Raw genomic sequence first — 21502 nt, 5'->3', positions numbered from 1 at the left:
CAGACGATGGACCAGCTCGTCGAGTTGGGCGCCCGTCAGCTTCCGGGCATCGAAGGCGGCGGTGCCCCGCTGGGTCCCGGTGGACTTGCGGGTGTCGGTACGTACGCCTGCGTCCGTTTGCGTGCCGGTGCTCGTGTACGTGGGCGTGGGCGTGGGCGTGGGCTCGGTGGTGTTCGTGCTGGTCGTCGTGGTCCTCGTCTGCGGGGGCCGGGAGGTGGAGCGGCGCTGGACGGTCGGGGCGGGCGGGGCCGTTGCCGCCGGGGGTGGCGGCGGTGCCGGGGTCGCGCCCGGGAACGGCAGCGGGCCTGGCGGTGGGGCCGTACGGGCCGGTGTGGCACTGCTCCGCTGCACGGGCAGCGATACGGGCGGTACGGGTTCCGCCCGCCGCAGCGGTACGGGTACGGCGGGCGGGACGCGCCGGGGTGTGGGCGGCTGCGGCTTCGCGTGTGACTGCGCCACGTGGTGGGGAGGGGGCGCCGCCGTTCGCCGTACCGGCGGGGCGCCGCCCGGACCGCCGTCCACGGACCGCTGCACCGGCGCGTGGCCGGACTGTGGGAGCGACGGTGCGAGTGGCGGTGTGAATGGCGGTGCGAGTGGCGGTGCCAGGCCGGGCGTACGGGCTTTGGCCGTGCGCTGCGTCACGGGGCCTGCGGGCGGGGCTGACGACGGGGCGCGGGGCGCGGGCCCCGGCAGCGTCGCCCCGCCGGACGCCGAACTGTCGGGACCCTCCGACCGCGCCTTCGGCTGCCCCTGCGGTGATACGGGCGGGGTGGACAGCTGCGGGGCGGACGGCTGCACGGCGGCGCGCTGTACGGGCGTACGGGCCTCCGTCGATCGCTCGGGCTCGGGCGCGGGCGCGGGCTGCGAGGGCGCCCGCGTCGCGTCGGGGTAACCGGTTCCGGTCGGTCGCACGGCCGGTCGTACGGTCTCCGAGGGGGCCACCCCGCGCCGCACCGGAGCGGCATCGGCCGCCGAGAACCTCGGCTGTGGCGCCGTCGCGGCTGCCGAGACGACAGTGGTCGGGCCGGCCTCCCGGGGCCGGCGCACCCGTACAGGCTGCGAGGGCGAGGGCGACCGCGTCGCATCGGGAAGCCCGGTGGTCGGGTGTCCGGTCCCCGGCGTGGCTGCCTTGCGCTGCACCGGAGCGGCATCGGCGTCGGCTGCGGCGGGCCTGGGGGCCGGCGCCGCCTCAGGGACGCCGTCCGCAGGTGCCGACGTGGCGGTGGGCCGACCGGGCCGGCCGTCCGACCCTATTCGGCCGGGCGCGGGCTCCGAGGGTGACGGCACCGGCGCAGAGCGCGCCTCACGCTGCGCAGAAGCGCGGGACTCTGTCGGCCGCTCCGGCGATACCGGTGCGTCAATTCCCGTCCCCTCGCCGCCAGTTCGTCGCACCGGAGCGGGCTGTACGGGCGGCTGCGCCGCCTCAAGAGGACCGGCTCCGGTCGACCGTACCGCTCCAGACGTGGCCGTCCTGCGCTGCACCGGAACGCTCGTGCCGCCGCCAACTCCTCCGCCTCGCACAGCAGGGGGGACGGTACGAGGAGCCGACACCGGCTGACGTGGTGTCCGTGGTGGCGTCGCCGACGCGGACGGCGCGGGCGTGCGCCGTGCCGTCGGGGAGGTCCAGGGACCGCGACCGGTGGCGGTGGTGTTCGGGACGGGGGCTGCCGACGAGCGCCGATTCACCGGCCCGGCCGGTGAAACCCCCGGCTGTGGCGCGGTCCCCGTCCCAACGCGCCGCAGCGGCGCCGCCGTTGGCGCACTGCCGCGCTGTACGGAGGCGGGCCCGGTGGGGGCCGCCGTCGGTAGCGCGGAGGTCAGAGGGCGCGCCGACGCCAGGGGAAGCGAGGCGGAGGGCCCGGGACGGCCGGTCTCCTTGCCGGTCTCCCCGCGCGGCTCGGCTGATACGGCGTCGGCATCCACGGTGGAGACGGGAGCGGCGGCCGGGAACCTCATCGCGGGCCGTACGACCGGCGCGCCGGACGCGGGAGACGTGGTCCCTTCGGCGGGGGCGGGCGGTGTGGAAGCGCCCGGGTTCGCTTCGCGTCGTACCGGCTCGGACGACGGTGTCCGCGCCTGCGCGCTCGCCATGGGGGGCGGTGTCGTGGGGGCCGGGCGCGACGGCAGCGGCGCGCCCAGTCCTGTACGGAGGCGGGGCCCGGTGGCGGGCGGCGTACCGGGAGCGGACGCAACGCGCCGCTGAACGGGCGCCGGGGACGTCCCGGTCACTGGTGTCACTGGTGTCACTGGTGCGCCCAGACCCGTACGCCGCTGGACGGGGGCCGGCCCGGCGGACGGACCGGTTACGTCGCGCCTCGCCGATTCGCGTCCGTCCCGCCTCGCCGACTCGCGCCGCTGAACGGGCGGCGGCGGGGCGGCGGGTGACGGAGTCGTGCCCGTTGCCGGTGCGTCGGGGCGGCCACCCGTGGGCCGCTCGTCCGAGTGCACACCGGACTCCGGTTTCGGCGAGGGACCAGGAGCAGACGGAGCTGGAGCAGACGGACCCGGAGCAGACGGACCCGGAGCGGGGACGGACAGCCGACGCGTCGGCGCGGCCGTCGGCAGCACCCGCCGCTGTACGGCAGGGGTCGCCGCGGCCGTGGTCAGACCAGCGGGTCGGGCGGTACGTACGGCACTCGGCTGCACCGGCCGCACCCGGGGCCCCAGCGACCGGGCGACCACCGGTGCCGTGGTCCCCGTACCGGCGGACATTCCATCCCCGGCCAACTCACCGGCCAACTCACCGGAGGGCTCTGCCGGTTCCTCCGGCCGGGCCACCGGCAGGGCCAGTGAGGGCGCCCCGAGGTCCGGGGACGGCCTGCCCGACGTGATGAGGGCGTCCCGGACCAGGCCGCCCGGTGCGCCGTCGAGCACGGCGTGCGACAGCGTCCCGGCGAAAGAGGGGTTCTGCCAGGTGGTGAGCGCGCCGCCGAAGCCCGGGTCGGCGACACCGCGCGGTGGCCGGGCGGCGGCGGCCGGCCGGATCGGGGGCAGGCTTGACCAGCCGGCCGCCCCGCGCTCCGTCACCGTACGAGCCGCCCCGTCCGATGTCTCCGCCTCGGACGCCGGACGGGCAGTGACATCCGTCGTCCCGGTCTCCGCTCTCCCGGTCTGCGCCGTCCCGGTCCGCGCCGTCCCGGTCTCCGCGGGCGTTTCGCCGCCGGCCTCTCGGGTCCGGCCGCGCAGCCTGTCGAGGAGTCCCATCTACCCCTCCGTGGCGCGTGTGACGAGGGAGGCGATCTCCTGGGCGTAGCGCCGCCGGTCGCGGTGTTCGAGATCCAGGATGTCCTCCAGACTCCAGTGGAAGTGGTAGGCGATGTACGCGATCTCCTCGTGGATACGGTCGGTCGCGTACGTCACGATTCCCCCAGGCGGCTCCCCGCGAGCTCCACCTCGAAGGGCTGCTCGCAATGCGGGCAGGTCACCCCGGCCCTGGTGTGGCCCTCGGCGTTGACCTGGCGGTAGAAGTCCTGGAGGAAGGCGAGGTCGGAGGCGAACATGTTCTCCACCACCCCGTCGTGCACCATCGGCAGCGTGCCGAGCCGGCTGATGACCCGGCCCAGCAGCACCACCGACAGATAGGCCGGGTTCTCCTGCACCCGGACGTCCCGCAGCGGGACCAGTTCGTCCCTGGCGGTCGCCAGCCGCATCGATCCGGTGCGGTGTACGGTGCCGGACTCGTCGACGTATCCGCGCGGCAGCTCGAACTCGAACTCGGTGCGGAGCCGCTGTTGTCCGGCGACCCGCGCGGCGGACTCGGCCTGCGGAGCGGGCTCGGGAGCGGGCATCCCGGCAGGATCCGCGGCCGGGTCCGTACTCGTGGCCGTATCGGTTGCCGATGCCCGGACGGCGCTGCGGCGCATTACTCGATGACCAGTTCTTCGTAGGTGATGCTCACGGTCTCGGTCAGCGCGGAGGCCTGGCCGGCCTCGACCGAGCTGGCGTCGATCTTGTAGCACCAGGCGTTCCGCATGTTGTACCGCTTGACCGGGTTGTTCTCGGTGTCCATCACGAGGATCGTGGCGTTCTTGCGGGCCATCGCCATGTTGCCCGCGATGGACTGCTGGATCCACTCGGTGAACGCCGAGGACTGCGTCATGCCGCGCACGACGGTGCACTCGCCGGCCTTCTGCACCCCCGGCATCTTGCTGGTCTTGGGCAGACCGATGGCGGAGACCTGCTGGAATTCGATGACGTCCTGCTGGAAGCTCAGGCCGTCGACCTTCTGCAGGTATTCGACCATGACGCCGTCGATCTGCAGGCCGAAATTGTGTGAAGTGAGGGTGTCGCCAGGCGCGATCATGAGCCGCTCTCTGTCCTTCTACTCGATGCTGACGGGGATCGGGATCGGGATCCCGACCCCGCGAGGGAGGGAGGCGCGGTGGCACGCCACCCCGCCCACCGCTCTACCGCGCTGCGCGCGCTACTCCTCCAACTCGCCGCTTCCGCTGGAGAACTGGGCCAGCCGGAAGATCACGAACTCGGCGGGCTTGACGGGCGCGATGCCGATCTCGCAGATGACCCGGCCCAGGTCCACCGACTCCGGCGGGTTGCTCTCCTCGTCGCACTTGACGTAGAAGGCCTGCTCCGGGCTGGACCCGAACAGGGCGCCCCCGCGCCACTCGTTGACCAGGAAGGCGGAGACATTGCGCCGGATACGGGCCCACAGGTGATGGTCGTTGGGCTCGAAGACCACCCACTGGGTGCCGATCAGGATCGACTCCTCCAGGTAGTTGAAGTACCGGCGGATGTTGACGTACCGCCAGGCCGGGTCGGAGGAGAGGGTGCGCGCGCCCCAGACGCGGATGCCGCGGCCGGGGAAGGCGCGGATGCAGTTGACACCGATCGGATTGAGCAGGTCCTGCTCCCCGCGGGTGACCTGGGTCTCCAGGTCGATCGCGCCGCGCACCACCTCGTTGGCCGGGGCCTTGTGCACACCGCGCTCGAAGTCGTTGCGCGCCCAGATGCCGGAGATGTGACCGCTCGGCGGGACCAGGCCCGCCTGGCCGGTGGCCGGGTCGAAGACCTTGATCCAGGGGTAGTAGAGGGCCGCGTACTTGGAGTCGTACCCCGCGGTCTCCTGCCGCCAGACCCGGATGTCACGGGCGTTCAGGCCGGGCGGCGGGTCGATCACGGCGACCCGGTCACCCATCAGCTCGCAGTGCGCGATCAGCCCGAGCTGGACGGCCTTGACCGCCTCCAGGTCGATCGCGCCGCGCTGGTAGGCCGCCATCAGGTCGGGGACGGCGACCATCGAGATCTCGTCGACCGCCTCCAGGCCGCCGAAGCCGGTGCGGTCGGCGGAGTCGCCGAGGTACTGGGCGGGGCCGGGGTGGTCGACGGTCGCCTCGACCGGGTCGCCGGCCGGAGCGGGTGCGGCGGGACGGGCCAGGGCCACCGACTGGTTCTCGGGCCGCGCGAGTTGCCCGGCGGGAGCCGACTCCTGGACGGTGATGAGCCTGGAGCGCTCCTTGACCTGCGTGACCACGTAGGAGCGGTTGCCCCTCTTGGCGCTCACGTCGAAGGACTCGGCGACCTTGCCGTCGTCCTTGACGATCAGCTTGAACCGCTCGGCCGGACCCTCCCCTTCCGGGTCCGCCACCTCGACGCTGAGCGCGCCGCCGGGGGTGAGGGCCTGGACGGTGAACGTGCCCAGCTCGGCGGGGGCGCCGGGAGGAAGCTCGGCGGGGGTGCCGGCGGACCCGGTCACCGCGGCCGGGGCGCCGGCGGCCCCGGCCTCCCCCTGGTCCGCGCCGCCGACCCGGACGACATAGGCGGCGGAGCCGCCGTTGTTGAAGAAGCCGTAGACGGAGTGCGCCAGGTAGTACCCGTCCGTGAACTCGCCGAAGGACGCGACGTACTGGGACCAGTTGGTGACCAGCGTCGGTGTGTTCAGCGGTCCGGCGGGCGCGAGCCCGACGAAGGCGGCCACCGAGGTCCCGACCCCCTCGATCGGGCGGGAGCCGCTGGCGACCTCCTCGACGTAGACGCCTGGCGACAGATACGACGGCATGCGCGGGTGCTCCTCGGGAAAGGCGGCTGGACAGTGGAACAGCGTCCACACTGGTTCGGCACGGAACGAGGCGGAAGGTCCCTCAGGACCTGTTCGAGGGCACCGCCGTTACCCCAACGGGCAGCCACCACGCCTGCCGCGCCCGGCCCCGAGGCCCGCGGGGCGCCCGCCGGGGCAGTGCGCCGAGACCTTCAGGCAACGGACCGTGCCCCCACGCCTGTTACCGGTCCCGGGCGCCCGCCATAGCGTCGTACGGTGAGCCTTTGGACCTCTCTGGAACCCGCCTCGACCACCGTGGACCCCGGTGGCTCGACCACCGTGCGGCTGCGACTGCGCAACACCGGCGACGTCGTCGACGAGTACCGCTTCGTACCCGTCGGCGAACTGACCCCATGGACGACCGTGGAGCCGCAGTCGCTCCGGCTGTATCCGGGCACGACCGGGACGGTGGAACTGACCTTCGCCCCGCCCCGGACCCCGGACGCGACGGCCGGGCCGAATCCGTACGGCGTGCAGATCGTCCCGACCGAACATCCCGGGGCCACCACCGTCCCCGAAGGCAACATCACCGTCACGCCGTTCAGCGACGTACGCGCCGAACTCGTGCCGCAGACGGTGAAGGGCAGGTTCCGGGGGCGGCCGCGACTCGCGATCGACAACGTCGGCAACGTCAAGCTCACCGCGTCCGTCAGCGGCAGCGACACCGGCGACCAGATCTCGTACGACATCCACCCGGCCAACGTCCAGATCGAGCCCGGCCGGGCCGCGTTCGTCAAGAGCACCCTCAAGCCACGGGAGATCATCTGGGCGGGACCCAAGGAGTCCCGGCCCTTCACACTCTCCGTGCAGCGCTCCGGCGCCGAACCGCTGCCGGTACCGGGCACCTACGAGCAGCCGGGGCTGCTGCCGCGCTGGCTGGGGATGTTCCTGAGCCTCCTGCTCGCGCTGAGCATCGCCTTCGTCATGATCTGGTTCGCGTACAAGCCGCAGGTGAACACCCAGGCCAAGGACCGGACCGAGCAGGCCGGCGCCTCGCTGCCGCCCCCGGAAGCGCCGGCCCCCAGCCCCCCGCCGTCCGCGGACCCGGAGCCGGAGCCGGAGCCCACTCAGCCGAAGCCGGACGGTGACGAGCAAGGCGATGGCGGCGGTGAGGGCGCCGACAAGCCGAAGCCGGAGGACAAGTTCGCCCGTGTCCTGCTCCGGAACGGGACGACGCAGAAGTGCGCCGCCCCGGTCGTCGAGAACGGGAAGGCGGGTGGGGGCACCGCCCAGTTCTCCTGCGACGGGTCCAAGGACCGCCAGTTGTGGAATCTCGAAACGGTGTTCAAGGGGAAGGGGCCGGGCAACTCCGACCTCGTCCAGATCCGCAACACCAAGGACGGCTACTGCATGGACATGTCGGAGAAGGGCGCGACGACGGGCCCGAAGGGCGTGCTGGAGACGCCCTGCACCCGCGAAATGAACGACGACCAGCTCTGGTGGCTGGAGGAGCTGCCGGACACGAACGGTCTCCACTGGATCCACAACTACTCCAGGGACCAGCTCTGCCTGGACGTCGCCGGCTTCGTCTCCAAGGAAAAGAACAGGCCGGACGGCACGCGCCTCACTCTCCACGACTGCTCCAGGGACGACGATCAGATCTGGTTCATCGTCAAGCCCGACGTCAAGCCCGAGAACCAGCGGAACTGAGCGCACGCGTGAAGTGCGGGCCGCCGCTCACCAGGAGTTCACCAGGACACCTCGTCCAGCACCAGGCGGCCCGCTTTCCGGTACTCCCGCCGGGCACCGGCCAGCAGATCGGCGCCGGTGACCGGTTCGCCGCGGTCGGCCGCCGCGTAGGCGGCGGTCACCACCGCGCTGCGGATGGAGCCGCCCGCCAGCTCGAACTCGCGGGCGCACGGGCCCAGGTCGATACCGTCCTCGCACGGCACATGGACCAGGCTGTGCCGCCACAGCGCGAGCCGCTGCCCGGCGTCGGGGAACGGGAAGTCCACCACCAGGTCCAGCCGGCGGGTGAAGGCATCGTCGATGTTGGCCCGCAGGTTGGTGGTGAGCAGGGCGATGCCGTCGAACGCCTCCAGCCGCTGGAGCAGATACGCGCTCTCCATGTTGGCGTAGCGGTCGTGCGAGCCCTTGACCTCGGAGCGTTTGCCGAAGACCGCGTCGGCCTCGTCGAAGAGCAGCACGGCGTCGGTACGGTCGGCCTCGGTGAAGATGCGCTCCAGGTTCTTCTCGGTCTCCCCGACGTACTTGTCGACGACCGAGGAGAGCTGCACCACGTACAGGTCCAGTCCCAGATCGGCGGCGACCACCTCGGCGGAGAGGGTCTTGCCGGTGCCGGACTCCCCGGCGAACAGCGCCAGGACCCCGCGCCCCCGCCCGCCGCCCGCGCTCAGCCGCCACTCACCGAGCACCCGGTCGCGGTGGCGGGCGCGCAGGGCCAGCTCGCGGAGGTGACCGAGCGGCTCGTCGGGCAGCACCAGGTCGTCCCAGCCGACGTCCGGCCGGATCCGGCGGGCGTGTTGCTCCAGCCCGGAGGCGGACAACTGGCGTGCCGCGCGCCGCAGATGGCTCGCGGCGAGAGGGATGCCCTCGAACGCGGCCAGCCGCAGCGCGGACCGCGCGGCCCGGCGGATCCGCTCACCGCCGAGATGGTACGGGGCGACGGTCGCCGCCAGGTCGAACCCGGGGTCGTCCGCCGGGCCGATGCCGAGCGCGGCCGACCACACCTCGACCCCGCCCAGGGGCAGCCGGTCCACCTCCAGCACCAGCGGATCGCCGTCGGACCACTGCGGGTCGTAGGGCCGTGTCCCGGTGAACAGCACCGGTACGTCGCGTACGGACAGCGCCCGGATCAGCGGTCCCGGCCGTTCGGGCAGCTCGGAGACGACGATCCCGCAGCCGCGCAGCCGCGCCTCGCGCAGCAGTTCACGCACCGGGCCGTGCGGGGCGGCACGGTGACGCCCGGTCGCGTGGTCGTCGTGCCCGGCACCCGCCGCGCCGCCCGGCTCGTGTCCGTCCGTGTGCCCCACGGGGGCGTAGTGCAGCACACCGTATCCGGCGGCCCGCAGGGCGGTGACCGCGCACAGGAGGCCGTCGCCCTCCCGGTTTTCGCGCAGGTAGACCATGAGGGGCGCCGCGACGAGATACTCGGCGAGCCGGTGGGCCGACGGACCGCCGTCGCCCGCGTCCGTCGCGTCGGACGGAGCCGTCCCGTCGGACGGAACCGGAAGCGGACGAAGGTGTCCGTCGAGCGCGGCGTCCAGTGTCTCGTCACCCAGCAGATGCGCGACCAGCCGGTCCGGAACGCGCAACGAGCGGCTGAGGAAGGGCCGTTCGGGCTCCTCGACGATCAGCAGGCCCAGCGACGGCAGGGGCGCCGAGGGGTGGAACCGGTCACGGGCCGCGGCATGCGTGGCGGGCAGCCCGCAGACGTCGAGCACCAGCCCGACCGTGGCCCGGCGGCGGCTGACGTCGTCGTTGAGGTAGCCGTACAGCGGCTCGAAGCCGCGGTCGAGGTCGGGTGCGAGCGCGATGAGCAGGGCCGCGGTGTCCAGCTCGGTCAGGCCCAGACGCCGGGCGAGCCGGTGCAGGCGGTCGCCTGCCCGCGGCCTGTCGTCCCCTGGCGACTCACCGGCGGGCCCCGGCCCCGCCTGCTCCTCCGGGAGCGGCACGTCGCCGGGCCGTCCCCGCAGATGGTGACGTACGGCCTCGTCGGACAGGTAGAGGCCACGCAGAGGGTCGGCCGCGGTGGGATCCCCGGCGCTGCGCCGTTCGACGAGAGCGGTCAGCCGTTCGCGCAGCGCGGCGAGCCGGGCGACCACGGCGCGCGCCGGATCGTCGGTGTGCGGGGCGCGGGAGGAGACATCGGGCGAGGGAGTCTGGCTGTCGGTCACCGGGTGCGTGCTCCCGTGTCCGTCCGGGCGAGGTGGCGCGGCTGGTGCATCCGGTCGTCGTCCTCCAGAGGGCCGTCCAGTTCGCGTGCGCGCACCAACGCGCCCTCGGTGACCGGCGGTCCGGCGTCGTAGTCGGGGTAGGGCGGGAACGGCACGGTGATCACGAGGTCGAGCGACGGTTTGAGCGTGCCGCCGAGCGAGGACCAGATCTCGGCCAGGGAACGGGACTCGGACTGCGCCCCGGAGACCGTGAGCGGCAGGCTGAGGCCGAGTGCCGCGAGCGGTTCCGGGAGGCTGTCGGGCGGCAGCACCTCCTGGGGGATCAGGGTGGCCAACGCGGCCGACAGCAGCCGGTGTTCGTCCTCGGGCCGCTTGGTCCAGGCGGTGAGCAGGTACGACAGCCGGAACCAGCGCGGAGCGCGCCGCCGGCTCACGGTGATCCCCCGCTCGTCGCGGACGGGGGCCACGCCGCGTTGCCGCCGGTTGACGTCCTCCCGGATGTCGTACAAGTAGCAGTCCAGGACCGGGGCGTTGCGCCGGGCGGCCCAATCGCTGGTAGGGACGTCGAAGACGATCTCGATGTCGCTTCCGGTCAGCGCGCCGCCCTGGAGCAGTGACCGCAGCAGTCCGTCGACTTCGTGAATCAAGAGATGTACCCCTCGCGCAGTGCGTAGGCCACGGCATGGGCGCGATTGCGCAGGGCCAGCCGGGTGGTGAGTCCTTGCATGATGTTCTTGACGGTCCGTTCCGAATAGGACAGCTTCCCGGCGATCCCCGCGGTGTCCATTCCCTCCGCGACCAGCCGCAGGACGTCGATCTCGCGCGGGGTGAGATAGGTGGTCCGGGAGCCGGAGCCGCCCACCGCTCCCGTCCGCAACGCTCCGACCTGGCCGAGCAGCCGGCCGAGCAGATCGGACGGCAGGTCACCGTCGCCATGGAAGGCCGCGGTCACCGCCTGGAGCAGCCGGCGGCTGGTGGCCTCGTGGCGCCAGACGATGGCGCCGACGCCGCATTCGATGACGTCCAGCAACTCGGCCTCGCGGATCAGATTGACCACCAGGACGAGGCGCATACCCTCGCTGCGGACGAGTCTGCGTAACTGGGTCAGCAACGCCTGGTTGAGCGATTCGGCGAGGAGTACGGCCACTCCTTCGTCGTGCGGGGTGACCTCGTCGACGAGGTCGACCTCCGGGTGCCGCCGGAGCTGGCTGATCGTTCCTTCCCGTGAGATCGGATCCGGTGCGTGGACCACCACGGGAATTCTCTTGTCGAGCTTCATCGCGGTCAGTTGAGGGCTGGGGCTACTACGCATCTGCCCCGCCGGGCGTGAGTTCGATCCGGTTGCCGTGGTGCGTCATCGGACTTCTCCTTGGCCGGGTTGGAAGGGTCGTGCACACACCGGACATCGCCATCGACGACGGCCGGGCATGGCAGCCGCTGCCGCTGCCGCTGGGAGGGCCGGGGCACACGTGGGCACAACTCTCGTCCTGGGTGCCGCGACTGTGAGGGCGGGACCGTGTGCCAGCTGACACCATGCCGTTGCGGCACAGTCAACACATGGCCGCGTCGATCCGATCGTGTGGGTGCGACGCGCGGCGGTGAACGCGGTCGTCGCGGCGCTGCGCGACCATCCCGGGATGCCGGCCCTGTCGGCGCCGGCCCCCTTCCGAAGGCCGGCGCCCCCGTGATCCGATGGGCGTCCGACCGTCGGGAAACGGGAAAGGTGAGTGGTGCGCGTGCGGGCCGTGGTGTTCGAGGAGTTCGGGCAACTCCCTGAGGTACGGGACGTACCCGACCCGGAGCCCGCCCCGGCAGGTGTGGTCGTACGGGTCGGGGCGACCGGCCTGTGCCGCAGCGACTGGCACGGCTGGATGGGCCACGACGACGGGATCGCCCTGCCCCACGTGCCCGGCCATGAACTCGCCGGATACGTGGCCGCGGTGGGCCCGGACGTCGCGAACTGGCGCGTGGGCGACCGGGTCACGGTCCCCTTCGTCTGCGCCTGCGGTACGTGCGCGGCATGCGCGGCCGGTGACCAGCAGGTCTGCGAACGCCAGGAGCAGCCGGGGTTCACCTACTGGGGATCGTTCGCGGAGTACGTCGCCGTGCCCCGCGCGGACACCAACCTCGTCGCCGTCCCCGACACCATGCCGTTCACCACGGCGGCGGCACTCGGCTGCCGCTTCGCCACCGCCTACCGCGCCGTCGTCACCCAGGGCCGTACCCGCCCCGGCGAGTGGGTCGCGGTCCACGGCTGCGGCGGGGTCGGCCTCTCCGCCGTGATGATCGCGGTGGCCGCCGGAGCGCGTGTGGTCGCGGTCGATGTCGCCCCGGGCGCGCTGGAGTCGGCCGAGAGGTTCGGCGCGGCCGTGTGCGTGAACGCCGGGTCGGTGTCCGACACGGCCTCCGCCGTACGAGCGGCGACGGGCGGCGGCGCACATGTCTCCCTCGACACGCTCGGCTCGGCGGCGACCTGCGCGGCGTCCGTGACGGGCCTGCGGCCCCGGGGCCGGCACGTACAGGTCGGCCTGCTCCCGGCGGACCGTACGCCCGTACCGATGGCCCGCGTCGTCGCCCAGGAACTCGAAGTCCTCGGCAGCCACGGCATGGCCGCCCACGCCTACCCGGAGATGATGCGCCAGATCGACGCGGGCACGCTCCGCCCCGACCTGCTGGTGTCCACGTCCATCTCCCTGGACGCGGCTCCGGCCGCCCTGGCGGCGCTGAGCGACGGCACCACGACCGCGGGCATCACGGTCATCACCCCGCACGGAGGGGCGCGCTGATCGACTCGCCACGGGTCCGGCGGGTCCGGCGGGTCCGGCGGGTCCAGCAGGTCCGGCGGGCCTGGGCGGAAGCACGCCCTGGCCTGGTCCGTACGGCACTTGGCGTGCTCAGCCTCGCGCCTACGCCCAACCTCTATCCCTGCCCTTGCCCCTACCCCTGCCCCGCGTCACCCGTCGGCTGAGCGGAGGGCTTGGGCCAGGTCAGGAGAATCTGGCCGTCGGTCATCGCGGACGTATGTGCCGCCGGGCCCTGCTCCAGGCCGAAGCCCATCAGCAGAACCTCCGCGTAGCGTCGCCAGGCCTCGGGGGCGATGTCCTCGGTACGGTCCGCGACGGCGCCGATCATGTACAGGAAGGCGTACACGTCGGAACTGGCGAAGTCCTCGCGGACGGTGCCCGCGGCCACCGCGCCTTCCACCAGGCCGTCCACGTGGCGGCCGAGGTCGTCGCGCATCCCGGCGATGGGCCTCGCATCCGTGCTCGCGTGGGCGAGGATGACCTCAAGGGCCCGGTCCCGGGCCCGCCACCGGGCCGCCGCGAGCAGGTAGTGGCGCAGCGCCTGTCCCGGGCTCGCTTGCCGCTCGGCCTCTGCCGCGAGCTGGAGGAACGTGGTGAACCGTTCGGTGAACAGGGCGTCGATGAGCGCCTGTAGGTCGGGAAAGCGCCGGTAGACCGTGGCGACGCCGACGCCGGCCTCGCGTGCGATCTCGTTGAGGGTGACGGTGGACCCCCGCCGCGCGAACATCCGGTCGGCCGTCTCCATGATCAGCCGACGGTTTCGTTCGGCGTCCGCGCGCAGCGGGCGTTGCGTATCCCGGGTCACGCCGAGACATTCTCCACGACGGACGGCCGGCGCGAGTACCTGGAGCCCCTCCCGGCACCAGCCAGGACCAGGGCTCCCGTCACCACGCTCCACAGCAGCCAGGAGTAGACACTGCCGCGCTCGAACGCCCCGGCCGTGCTCACCGAGACGCCCACGAGTGCCACGCTCACCAGGCCCAGGACGCCGACCGTGACGCTGAAGACGCGGTACGCCGGGGGAAGTCCGAGGCCGCGCAGTGCCCCTGCCAGGATCGCCACCGTGTTCGCGCACAGGATGCCGACCCCGGCTCCGGCGAAGTGGACGGCAAGCCCGTAGCCCGGGCCGTCCGGGGAGCCGTGGAACAGACCGACCAGCACCATCCCTGTGCCGTGCGCGACCGCGAGGGCGATGAACACACCACGCGCACGGCCTGTGACCAGCCGGGCCGACAGCAGCAGCACACCGATCGCGAACAGGATCCCTTCGACCAGGAACGACGTGCTCATCAGCACATGGTCCGGGGAACAGAGTTCGCGGCCCTGCATCTGGACGCCGCAGCCGGGGACACCGAGGTCGCTGATGTAGTTCCGGGCGTAGCTGTACGGCGGATCGGTCCAGGCCGCCGCGGTGATCGCTTCGGCGACCACCCATTGCACCGCGTTCACCACGAGAACCACCGCTCCCAGCGGAAGCCACAGTTTGCGAGACATCGGGAACTCCTCTCTCGACGTCATGGGGCGAGGTCGACGGGTGTCAGCGTAACAGCAAACGGATAATTTTATCCACTTAACCTCGGCGTACCTGAGTACACGTAGACAACTGCGGGTTCCGAGAGGCCCGGAGGCTGGGCGGTAGCTCGAACAGGGCGACCGTTGAAGTGCCGGTCCGAGAACCTCGTTGAACAGCTTTTCCGTGGGCGAAGGGCCCAATGCCGGCCGCGTCTACTATGGCCCGGGACGCGAGGCGGTGACGGAGAGGACGCGGGCAATGCGGTGGCTGGGGGAGCTTGAGGCCGAAATCCTCGACTGTCTGTGGAAGTGGGGCAGACCCGCCACAGTCCGTGAAGTGGTCGACGACATCAACACGCGTCGCTCCACGGCCTATTCGACCGTGATGACCGTGGCCACGATCCTCTACAACAAGGGGTGGCTGACCCGTGAAAAGCAAGGCCGGGCCTGGCTGTACACGCCCGTACGGAGTCGGGAGGCGTACTCGGCGGCTCTGATGGAGGACGCCTTGGGTGCCAGTGAGGACCGTCCGGCAGCCCTTGCGCATTTTGTCGGGCAGATGACCGACGAGGAAGTGGCCGCGCTCCACGAGGCGCTGCGAGTCGCCGGTCGTCCCGCGGAATGAACGCCGCCCCTGCTCTGCTCGGTTACGCGGCCACCGTTGGCTGGGTCGCGCCGCGTCTGATGCTGCGCGGAGGCTGGCCCTACCGGTCGCCGGTCCTGGCCGCGACCGTATGGACCGCACTCGCGGCCTCTTTCTCTCTGTGCGTCGCCCTCTCCGCCCTTCATCTCGCCACCCCCGGCGCACACCTGCACGGCATCCTCTATTCGTGCAGCGCGGCATTGGGGGGAAGTCCGCCGGGCACAGCCACGATGGAGCGCCTCGGCCAAGCAGCCTCCGCTGTTGTGGTCATTGCCCACGCGGCGAGCTTCACCTTTCATGCCCTGCGGGCCCGCGTGGCACGCAATCGTCATCGCAGGATCCTGGACAAGGTCGGTCGCCCTTCAGCGGGGCTGCGGGCCACAGTGGTCGAGCACGAGGTACCGGCCGCGTACTGTCTCCCGGGGCTCCGCCCCCGAATCGTCGTGAGCAGTGGGGCCGTTGAGCGGCTTTCCCGTGCGGAGATCGACGCCGTCGTGGAACATGAGCGAGCCCATATCGCCTGCCGTCACCACCTGATCCTGGTTGCCGTCGAGTCTTTCGCCACGGTCTTTCGAGGGCTGCCTCTGGCGCGGCACCTGCGCGAGCAGGTGCCGGTGTTGTTGGAGATGGCCGCCGACGACCGTGCTCTGCGCCATTCCGCGCACGGGGTGCTTGCCACGGCCATGTTCGAGATGGCGTCAGGCGGAGCCGCCCCTCGGGGTGCGCTGTCCGCGGGCGGTCCGACCGCGCTCGTCCGGCTGCGGCGGCTTCTGGCACCGTCCCGGTGTGCGCACCCGGCGTTTCGCGGCATCGTGGCAGCGGCCGCGGTCGTGATCCCGCTGTTGCCGCTTCTGCTCGCGTGCCCTCCCGGGCTGACCGAGATTCCGCTGCCCACGATGCCGGAGGCCTTGTCCGGTCCCGCGTCCGGCATCCCCGTTCTCAGCTGATCCGTACGCCCCACATGAACGGCATGCCGCTTCGCGCGATCGATTCGTAACGCACCTGGGCGCCCGGCTTCGGCGAGTGAAGGATCTGTCCGTTACCCGCATAGAAGCCGACGTGGCTCAAGTCGGTGCGCATGATGATGAGATCGCCGGGCTTGAGCGCGCTCAGGGAGTTGACGCGGGTACCGGCGTTGGCCTGGTCCTGGGAGGTGCGGGGTATGGACACGCCTGCCTGACGGAACGCCCAGGACGTCAGACCGGAACAGTCGAAGGAGCTGGGCCCGGTCGCTCCCCACACGTAGGGCATGCCGACTCTGCTCTTGGCCGCGCTGAACGCGGCAGCGGCCCGCCCGGGCGCGCCGGCTTCGTTGCCGAGATCGACCCGGTCGCTGGCCCGGTTGACCCGTTGCTCCTCGGCGTCTCTCTCGGCACGCTCCTTGGCCGACAGCGTGTTGAGGAGTCTCCGCGCCTCCGCCAGCTTGCCCTGAATCGCCTTCTTCTTGCTCCCGATTTCGTTGCGGGTGTCCTGAAGGTCCTTGAGCTTCGCCGCGGCCTGGGTACGTTGCTGCTGCAAGTCACGTTGCTGCTGCAGGAATTGTTCGAGTGCGCCGGCCTGCTGTGCGCCCAGCCGGTCAAGGGCGGACGCCTTGTCCAGGTAGGCGTCGGGGTCGGCCGAGAGGAACAGCTGAACCGAGGGATCGATGCCGCCGCTTCGGTACTGAGCGGAGGCCACCGCACCGAGACGGTCGCGGAATTCGTTGAGATCGGCCTGCTTGCGGGCGGCGGTGTCCTGGAGATTGTCGACCTGCTCCTGCAGCCCCTCGGCCTTCTCCTTCGCGCCGCTGTACTTCTCTGTGGCCTGAGTCGCTTCTTCATACAGGCGGTCGATCTGTGCCTGCACACCCTTCTTGTTCGGGTCGGGCAACGGGTCGGCCGACGCCGACTGTGCCGACATGGCGACGGCCGCCGCGGCTGTCGCCGAGAGCATGGTCACGTATGTCTGATTCGGCTGCTTGGGACGACGGTGGGACGCCACTGAAGCGAGCTCCTTCTTCCACGGCCGCCACCGGAAGACCGGCTCAGCCGCCCTCCGGCTCCGCCCGAGCACTGCGGATGGCGGTTCCTTCGCCGCCACCCCCGGCGGGTGGTCGACCGCGCGAAGGCCAGAACTAAATACTAATCTGCTTAGTGGATTAGTTCCAAGCCTCGGCATGCCGGAGAGGTCGATCCACGACGCGATTTCGTGCTCTGCCAGGCGCGACGAACGGCAGCCGTACCGCGAGATGATCCACGCCTCCCGGCCTTCCTCGACCGGCATGGTCGCTATGACAAAGGCGGCCTGGAGCGGCGCCCACCCTCAAGCGAAGCGGTGGGCGGCAGTAGATACGCTTCCAGGGCGCGGGGTTCGCCGCATACGTCGCAACGTCTGCCGCCCCCGTCCACCCCGAAGGCATACCTCTCAAGAGATGCGACACATGCGACCGCTCCGCCCGACGCGCTCCGTCTCCCCGGCGACCGGGGTGCTGCGCGGGCTGCGTGCGGGGGCGCTCGCGGTGCTGTGCGTGCTGCTGCCGTTGGCCGGGCATGCCCTGTTCCAGGGGCACGCGCCCCGGTGGATCATCGTCGCGGGAATTGCCGCGGTGGCTGTTCCGGGCGCGGCGACGCTGACGCGCCGTCGGCTGACCGACGCGCAGGTGGTCGGCGTCCTCGCCGCCTCCCAGGTGGCCTATCACGTCGCCTACTCGCTGCCCGGCGCCTGCCGGACGGTGGCGGGAGTCGGCGGAGCCGGCGACGAGACCGCTGGTGGTCTGTCCGCCCTGGTCGAGCACGGCACGGCCGTCGGGCCGCCGCCCGCGGTGCTGCTGGCGGGACATCTGGTGACGTTGTTCATCGGCGCCCGGTTGCTGGGGATCACGGAACGGCTGCTGTGGCAGAGCAAGCCGTTGTTGATGGCCGTGGGCCGCCTGTTGTTGTTCATCTGGCCGTCGTCGCGTTCCGCTCACCGGCAGGGCCCGGAACCGGAAATCCGGGAAAGCGCCTCGCCACTGAAGTCGGCCGTGCTGTCACGCCTGTACTCGGGCAGAGCGCCTCCGCGTCGTGGGCTTGCTCCTTTTGCCCTTTCCCGGCCGATGTTCGTCGGCGGTCCCTGCCTGCCCTGACGGGCACGACGGAGGACCGCCCGGTAAGGCCGGTCCTTCCGTCCCGGCGGCCTGTTCGCCGGGGGACACAGAGAGCCCCATGACATGCCCGTCACCAACCGGCGTGCCGCCCGCACGGCGGTACGCGCCTTCGTCGTACCCATGGCCACCGCAGGCTGGCTCACCGTCGCCGTCCCGCAAGCGGCCGCCCATACCGAACTCGCTTCCAGCAGCCCGAGCGACGGCGCCACACTCGACCGGCTACCCGAACGCGTCACTCTGACCTTCAGCGACGAGATGACACGGGAGTACGCCAGGATCGCCGTCACCGTGCCGGACGGCTCGTCCACGAGAACGAGCGGATCGTCGGTCACCACGGGCGAGCCGCGAGTCGAGGGCAAGAGCGTCACGCTCGCTCTCGAACCCAGCTCCCCCGGCGGTCGATATACGGTCGGCTACCGCGTCGTGTCCGCGGACGGTCACCCCGTTTCCGGCTCGTACACATTCGTCGTCAAGACCGCGAGCGGTGCGAGTGCGTCGGCCGCCTCTCCCACCAGGCCCGCCGACACGTCAGCGTCCTCTCCTGCCACTGCCGCCGTACCGGACGAGGCGGGCGGGTCGTCCTCCGGCGTGGGCAGCGCGGTGCCGGCCGGTGCCGGAGCGCTCATCGTGGTCGGCGCCGGTGCGTACGTCGCCTGTCGGAAGCGGGCCAGTCATGGCGGCTGACACCAAGCCTCTCGCACGACTGCCCGTCGTTCTCGCCGGGGCGGTGATCGCTGCCGTCGCTGTCACGCTGGCCGCCACCTGGGCGGGCGGAGGAGCGGCGGTCCGGATCCCCGGGATCCCGGATGCCGGAGCGGTTACCTCATGGGGTCTGCCCGTGGCGCGTACGGTCGCCGACGCGGCGGCAGTGGCCACGGTCGGCGCTCTGCTGCTGGTGGTCGTTCTGCTGCCCGGCGGAAAACGCCTCGGCGAGGCGCAGTTGCGCTACCTCGTGTGGGCCGCGTTCGCCGCGTCGCTGTGGGCCACCGCCTCGGCCGCAGCGCTGGTGTTCACCCTGTCCGACCTGTTCGCCCAGCCCGTGAGCAGGGTTCTGTCCCCCGATGTGGTGGCGGACTTCGTCGTCAACGATGCCCAAGGGCGTTCGTACGCCATGGTGGTGGCCGCCGGCGTCCTGCTCGGCACCCTGTGCCCGGGAATCGGTACGGCGCGCTGGGCCCGTTGCGCGCTGGCGGTTGCGGTGCTGGGGGTTCTGCCCCCGGCGTTCACCGGTCACTCCTCGGCCGCCGCCGACCACGACTCCGCGGTCGTCAGCCTCTCCCTGCACCTGGTCGGCGTCACGATATGGGTCGGAGGGCTGCTCTTCGTCCTGGTCGTCGCCGCACGGCGGGAAGACGCCGCCGCGGATGCCGCACGGCGTTTCAGTCCGCTCGCCGGGTGGGCCCTGCTCGCGGTCGCGGCCAGCGGGATCGTCAACACGGCGGTCAGGCTGCCCGGTCTCAGCGATGTGTTCGGCAGCCGGTACGGGCTGATGGTCGTCGCCAAAACGTCGGCGCTCGCGCTGCTCGCCGGGTTCGGCTGGTGGCACCGCCGGCGTACTCTGCCGGGTTTGCGGGCCGGTGAGCGCCGGGCGTTCGTCCGGCTCGCGGTCGGCGAGCTTTTGGTGATGGCGGCGGCCATCGGGCTGGCAGTGGGCCTGTCCCGTACCCCTGCGCCCGCGGTGCGTGACGCCCCGCTGTCGCCCGCCGAGGAAACGCTCGGCTTCGCCATGCCTCCCCCGCTGGGGGACTTCCCGTGGACCCCGCTGTTCACCGAATGGCGCTTCGATCCGCTGTTCGCTCTCGGAACGGCAGTTGCCGCGGTGCTGTACCTGGCCGGAGTACGCACCTTGCGCAGGCGCGGCGACCGGTGGCCCGTCGGCCGCACGGTCGCCTGGCTGCTGGGTCTCGCGGTGACGGTGGTGGCCACCATGAGCGGCCTGGCCACGTACGGCAAGGTCCTGTTCAGCGTGCACATGGGTCAGCACATGATCCTCGCGATGACGGTGCCGATCCTGCTCGTGCTCGGCGCTCCGGCCACCCTCGCCCTGCGCACCCTGCCGCCGGCGCCGAAGGGCGGATCGCCCGGTCCGAGGGAGGTGCTGCTGAAGTTGCTGCACAGTCGCCTCGTCAAGACCATCTCGCATCCGGTGGTGGCGAGTGTGCTGTTCGTCGGCAGCGCTTTCGTCGTCTACTACACGTCGCTCTTCGAGACCCTGATGGGCAGTCACCTGGGCCACCTCGTGATGCTCGGACACTTCCTCGCCGTCGGATTGCTGTTCTTCTGGGTCATCATCGGTATCGATCCGGGCCCGCGCCGTCCGCCCTATCTGGGCAGGCTGTTCGTGCTCATCCTGACGATGCCGTTCCACTCCTGGTTCGCCATCTCGCTGATGAGCTCGTCGGAGCTGATCGGCGCCGGGTGGTGGAGGACCCTCGACCGGCCCTGGATCGAGTACCCGCTGGACGATCAGTACAACGCCGGCGCCATCGCCTGGGCCACCGGCGACATCCCCGTACTGATCACCACGATCATCCTCGCCTTCCAGTGGGTCCGTTCGGACGCACGCGAGGCCCGCCGCATCGACCGCCAGATCGACCGCGGCGACGAGAACGACCCGCTGGCCGCGTACAACGCCTATCTGGCGAGCCTGCACGCCCGCGACCGCCGCCCTGTCGCCACGGCACCGGAACCTCGGTCCGACGACGCGGACGGTGCCGCCCGCGAACCGGGCACCTCGACCCCGTCCCCCACCCCCCTCCGACAGCCCGAGGAATCATGAAGAAGCACCTCTACATCGCCCTGGTGATGGTGGCCGCGTTCGCCGCCGCCCTCGGCTCCTTCCTGCTGTTCTCCCCGGACAACCCCAGCGGCACGGTGAACGCCGAGCCCGCCGCCGAGGCCCAGCCCGTACGCGAGACGAGCCACCGCCTCACCCGGCCCGAACGCTCCGAACTGACCGTCGTGGAGTTCCTGGACTTCGAGTGCGAGGCGTGCGGGGCCGTGTATCCGGTCGTGGAGAAGCTGCGCGAGAAGCACAAGGACCGCGTCACCTTCGTCGCCCGCTACTTCCCCATGCCCGGCCACCGCAACGGCGAACTCGCCGCCCGTACGGCCGAAGCCGCCGCCCAGCAGGGCAAGTTCGAGCAGATGTACAGCAAGCTCTTCACCACACAGGCCCAGTGGGGCGAAGCCAAGGAGTCGAAGGAAACCGTCTTCCGCGGATTCGCCGAACAACTCGGCTTGGACATGGCGAAGTTCGATGCCGCGCTCAGCGATCCGGCGACCGCGGAGCGCGTGCGAGCCGACCAGCGCGACGGGCTCGGGCTGGGCGCGCAGGGCACACCGACCTTCTTCATCGACGGAGAAAAAGTCACCCCCGGCTCACCCCAGGAACTCACGGCACTCATCGAGAACCGGCTGTCCCGCCCATGACGCAGGGAGACCTCGACCCCATGCAGTACCTCACCGACCAGGCCGGCGCCTTCCCCGCCTGGCCGACAAGTCGCTGCG

At 71.5% G+C, this 21502-nt stretch carries 20 protein-coding genes; 10 read left to right on the top strand and 10 right to left on the bottom strand.

Going from position 1 to position 21502, the window contains the following annotated elements; all coding sequences use genetic code 11:
• Positions 1-121 precede the first annotated feature (121 nt).
• Together ACIQD6_RS12780 and ACIQD6_RS12775 are read left to right on the top strand one after the other, a co-directional pair.
• On the top strand, positions 122-892 hold the full coding sequence (locus tag ACIQD6_RS12780; RefSeq protein ID WP_401881297.1) for a hypothetical protein: 771 nt from the start codon (positions 122-124) through the stop codon (positions 890-892).
• Positions 893-1600: 708 nt separating this feature from the next.
• Positions 1601-2203, top strand: a complete 603-nt coding sequence (locus tag ACIQD6_RS12775; RefSeq protein WP_401881295.1) for a hypothetical protein — start codon at positions 1601-1603, stop codon at positions 2201-2203.
• A 1001-nt stretch (positions 2204-3204) separates the two neighbouring features.
• Here the strand turns inward: ACIQD6_RS12775 and ACIQD6_RS12770 are convergent.
• The 4 genes from ACIQD6_RS12770 to ACIQD6_RS12755 all read right to left on the bottom strand — a co-directional run bounded on the left by ACIQD6_RS12770 (position 3205) and on the right by ACIQD6_RS12755 (position 6013).
• Positions 3205-3360: a DUF6760 family protein gene (locus tag ACIQD6_RS12770; RefSeq protein WP_401881294.1), complete on the bottom strand. Its 156-nt coding sequence runs from the start codon at positions 3358-3360 to the stop codon at positions 3205-3207.
• The gene (locus ACIQD6_RS12765) at positions 3357-3863 is read right to left on the bottom strand and encodes a hypothetical protein (protein WP_401881292.1); all 507 of its coding nucleotides are present in this window, start codon (positions 3861-3863) and stop codon (positions 3357-3359) included. The genes ACIQD6_RS12770 and ACIQD6_RS12765 overlap by 4 nt, the downstream gene beginning before the upstream one ends.
• Positions 3863-4303, bottom strand: coding sequence for a phage tail protein (locus ACIQD6_RS12760; RefSeq protein ID WP_401881290.1), 441 nt, complete (start codon positions 4301-4303; stop codon positions 3863-3865). Before ACIQD6_RS12760 ends, ACIQD6_RS12765 begins: the two co-directional genes overlap by 1 nt.
• Before the next feature lie 120 nt (positions 4304-4423).
• Positions 4424-6013, bottom strand: a complete 1590-nt coding sequence (locus tag ACIQD6_RS12755) for a phage tail sheath family protein (RefSeq protein WP_401881288.1) — start codon at positions 6011-6013, stop codon at positions 4424-4426.
• A gap of 255 nt (positions 6014-6268) precedes the next feature.
• Here ACIQD6_RS12755 and ACIQD6_RS12750 point away from each other — a divergent pair, with 255 nt between their 5' ends.
• On the top strand, positions 6269-7702 hold the full coding sequence (locus ACIQD6_RS12750; RefSeq protein ID WP_401881286.1) for an RICIN domain-containing protein: 1434 nt from the start codon (positions 6269-6271) through the stop codon (positions 7700-7702).
• A 38-nt stretch (positions 7703-7740) separates the two neighbouring features.
• Here the strand turns inward: ACIQD6_RS12750 and ACIQD6_RS12745 are convergent, their stop codons facing one another.
• From ACIQD6_RS12745 to ACIQD6_RS12735, 3 genes are read right to left on the bottom strand one after another with little or no spacing between them, the layout of a single operon-like run.
• Positions 7741-9909 carry an ATP-binding protein gene (locus tag ACIQD6_RS12745; RefSeq protein WP_401881284.1) on the bottom strand — a complete coding sequence of 723 codons (2169 nt, stop codon included), beginning with the start codon at positions 9907-9909 and terminating at the stop codon, positions 7741-7743.
• On the bottom strand, positions 9906-10556 hold the full coding sequence (locus ACIQD6_RS12740) for a DUF4255 domain-containing protein (protein ID WP_401881283.1): 651 nt from the start codon (positions 10554-10556) through the stop codon (positions 9906-9908). The genes ACIQD6_RS12745 and ACIQD6_RS12740 overlap by 4 nt, the downstream gene beginning before the upstream one ends.
• The gene (locus tag ACIQD6_RS12735) at positions 10553-11221 is read right to left on the bottom strand and encodes a response regulator transcription factor (protein WP_401881281.1); all 669 of its coding nucleotides are present in this window, start codon (positions 11219-11221) and stop codon (positions 10553-10555) included. The genes ACIQD6_RS12740 and ACIQD6_RS12735 overlap by 4 nt, the downstream gene beginning before the upstream one ends.
• Positions 11222-11645: 424 nt before the next feature.
• Between ACIQD6_RS12735 and ACIQD6_RS12730 the strand changes: the two genes are divergently transcribed.
• Positions 11646-12695, top strand: a complete 1050-nt coding sequence (locus tag ACIQD6_RS12730; RefSeq protein WP_401881280.1) for a zinc-binding dehydrogenase — start codon at positions 11646-11648, stop codon at positions 12693-12695.
• 151 nt (positions 12696-12846) lie between these two features.
• On the opposite strand, the gene ACIQD6_RS12725 is transcribed toward ACIQD6_RS12730, so the two are convergent.
• The gene (locus tag ACIQD6_RS12725) at positions 12847-13518 is read right to left on the bottom strand and encodes a TetR/AcrR family transcriptional regulator (protein WP_401881278.1); all 672 of its coding nucleotides are present in this window, start codon (positions 13516-13518) and stop codon (positions 12847-12849) included.
• Positions 13515-14207: a DUF998 domain-containing protein gene (locus ACIQD6_RS12720; RefSeq protein ID WP_401881277.1), complete on the bottom strand. Its 693-nt coding sequence runs from the start codon at positions 14205-14207 to the stop codon at positions 13515-13517. The genes ACIQD6_RS12725 and ACIQD6_RS12720 overlap by 4 nt, the downstream gene beginning before the upstream one ends.
• Before the next feature lie 277 nt (positions 14208-14484).
• Here ACIQD6_RS12720 and ACIQD6_RS12715 point away from each other — a divergent pair, with 277 nt between their 5' ends.
• Positions 14485-14850 (top strand): BlaI/MecI/CopY family transcriptional regulator, encoded by a 366-nt coding sequence (locus tag ACIQD6_RS12715; protein ID WP_401881275.1) that lies wholly within the window; start codon positions 14485-14487, stop codon positions 14848-14850.
• Positions 14847-15815, top strand: a complete 969-nt coding sequence (locus ACIQD6_RS12710; RefSeq protein WP_401881274.1) for a M56 family metallopeptidase — start codon at positions 14847-14849, stop codon at positions 15813-15815. The genes ACIQD6_RS12715 and ACIQD6_RS12710 overlap by 4 nt, the downstream gene beginning before the upstream one ends.
• On the opposite strand, the gene ACIQD6_RS12705 is transcribed toward ACIQD6_RS12710, so the two are convergent.
• Positions 15808-16848, bottom strand: a complete 1041-nt coding sequence (locus ACIQD6_RS12705; RefSeq protein WP_401881724.1) for an NlpC/P60 family protein — start codon at positions 16846-16848, stop codon at positions 15808-15810. The two genes, ACIQD6_RS12710 and ACIQD6_RS12705, sit on opposite strands and share 8 nt — an antisense overlap.
• 439 nt (positions 16849-17287) lie before the next feature.
• On the opposite strand from ACIQD6_RS12705, the gene ACIQD6_RS12700 reads away from it, so the two are divergent.
• The 4 genes from ACIQD6_RS12700 (at position 17288) to ACIQD6_RS12685 (ending at position 21424) form a co-directional block, all read left to right on the top strand.
• A complete protein-coding gene (locus tag ACIQD6_RS12700) occupies positions 17288-17971 on the top strand; it encodes a hypothetical protein (protein WP_401881273.1) in 684 nt (227 codons plus the stop codon).
• Positions 17972-18055: 84 nt separating this feature from the next.
• Positions 18056-18676 carry a copper resistance protein CopC gene (locus ACIQD6_RS12695; protein ID WP_401881271.1) on the top strand — a complete coding sequence of 207 codons (621 nt, stop codon included), beginning with the start codon at positions 18056-18058 and terminating at the stop codon, positions 18674-18676.
• Positions 18666-20771: a cytochrome c oxidase assembly protein gene (locus ACIQD6_RS12690; RefSeq protein ID WP_401881269.1), complete on the top strand. Its 2106-nt coding sequence runs from the start codon at positions 18666-18668 to the stop codon at positions 20769-20771. Before ACIQD6_RS12695 ends, ACIQD6_RS12690 begins: the two co-directional genes overlap by 11 nt.
• On the top strand, positions 20768-21424 hold the full coding sequence (locus ACIQD6_RS12685; protein WP_401881268.1) for a DsbA family protein: 657 nt from the start codon (positions 20768-20770) through the stop codon (positions 21422-21424). Before ACIQD6_RS12690 ends, ACIQD6_RS12685 begins: the two co-directional genes overlap by 4 nt.
• The last annotated feature ends 78 nt before the right edge of the window (positions 21425-21502 follow it).

Source organism: Streptomyces sp. NPDC088400, assembly GCF_044753355.1.
Classification (GTDB): Bacteria; Actinomycetota; Actinomycetes; order Streptomycetales; family Streptomycetaceae; genus Streptomyces.
The sequence above is the reverse complement of the archived record's forward strand: the minus strand, read 5'-3'. Positions and strand labels throughout refer to the sequence as shown.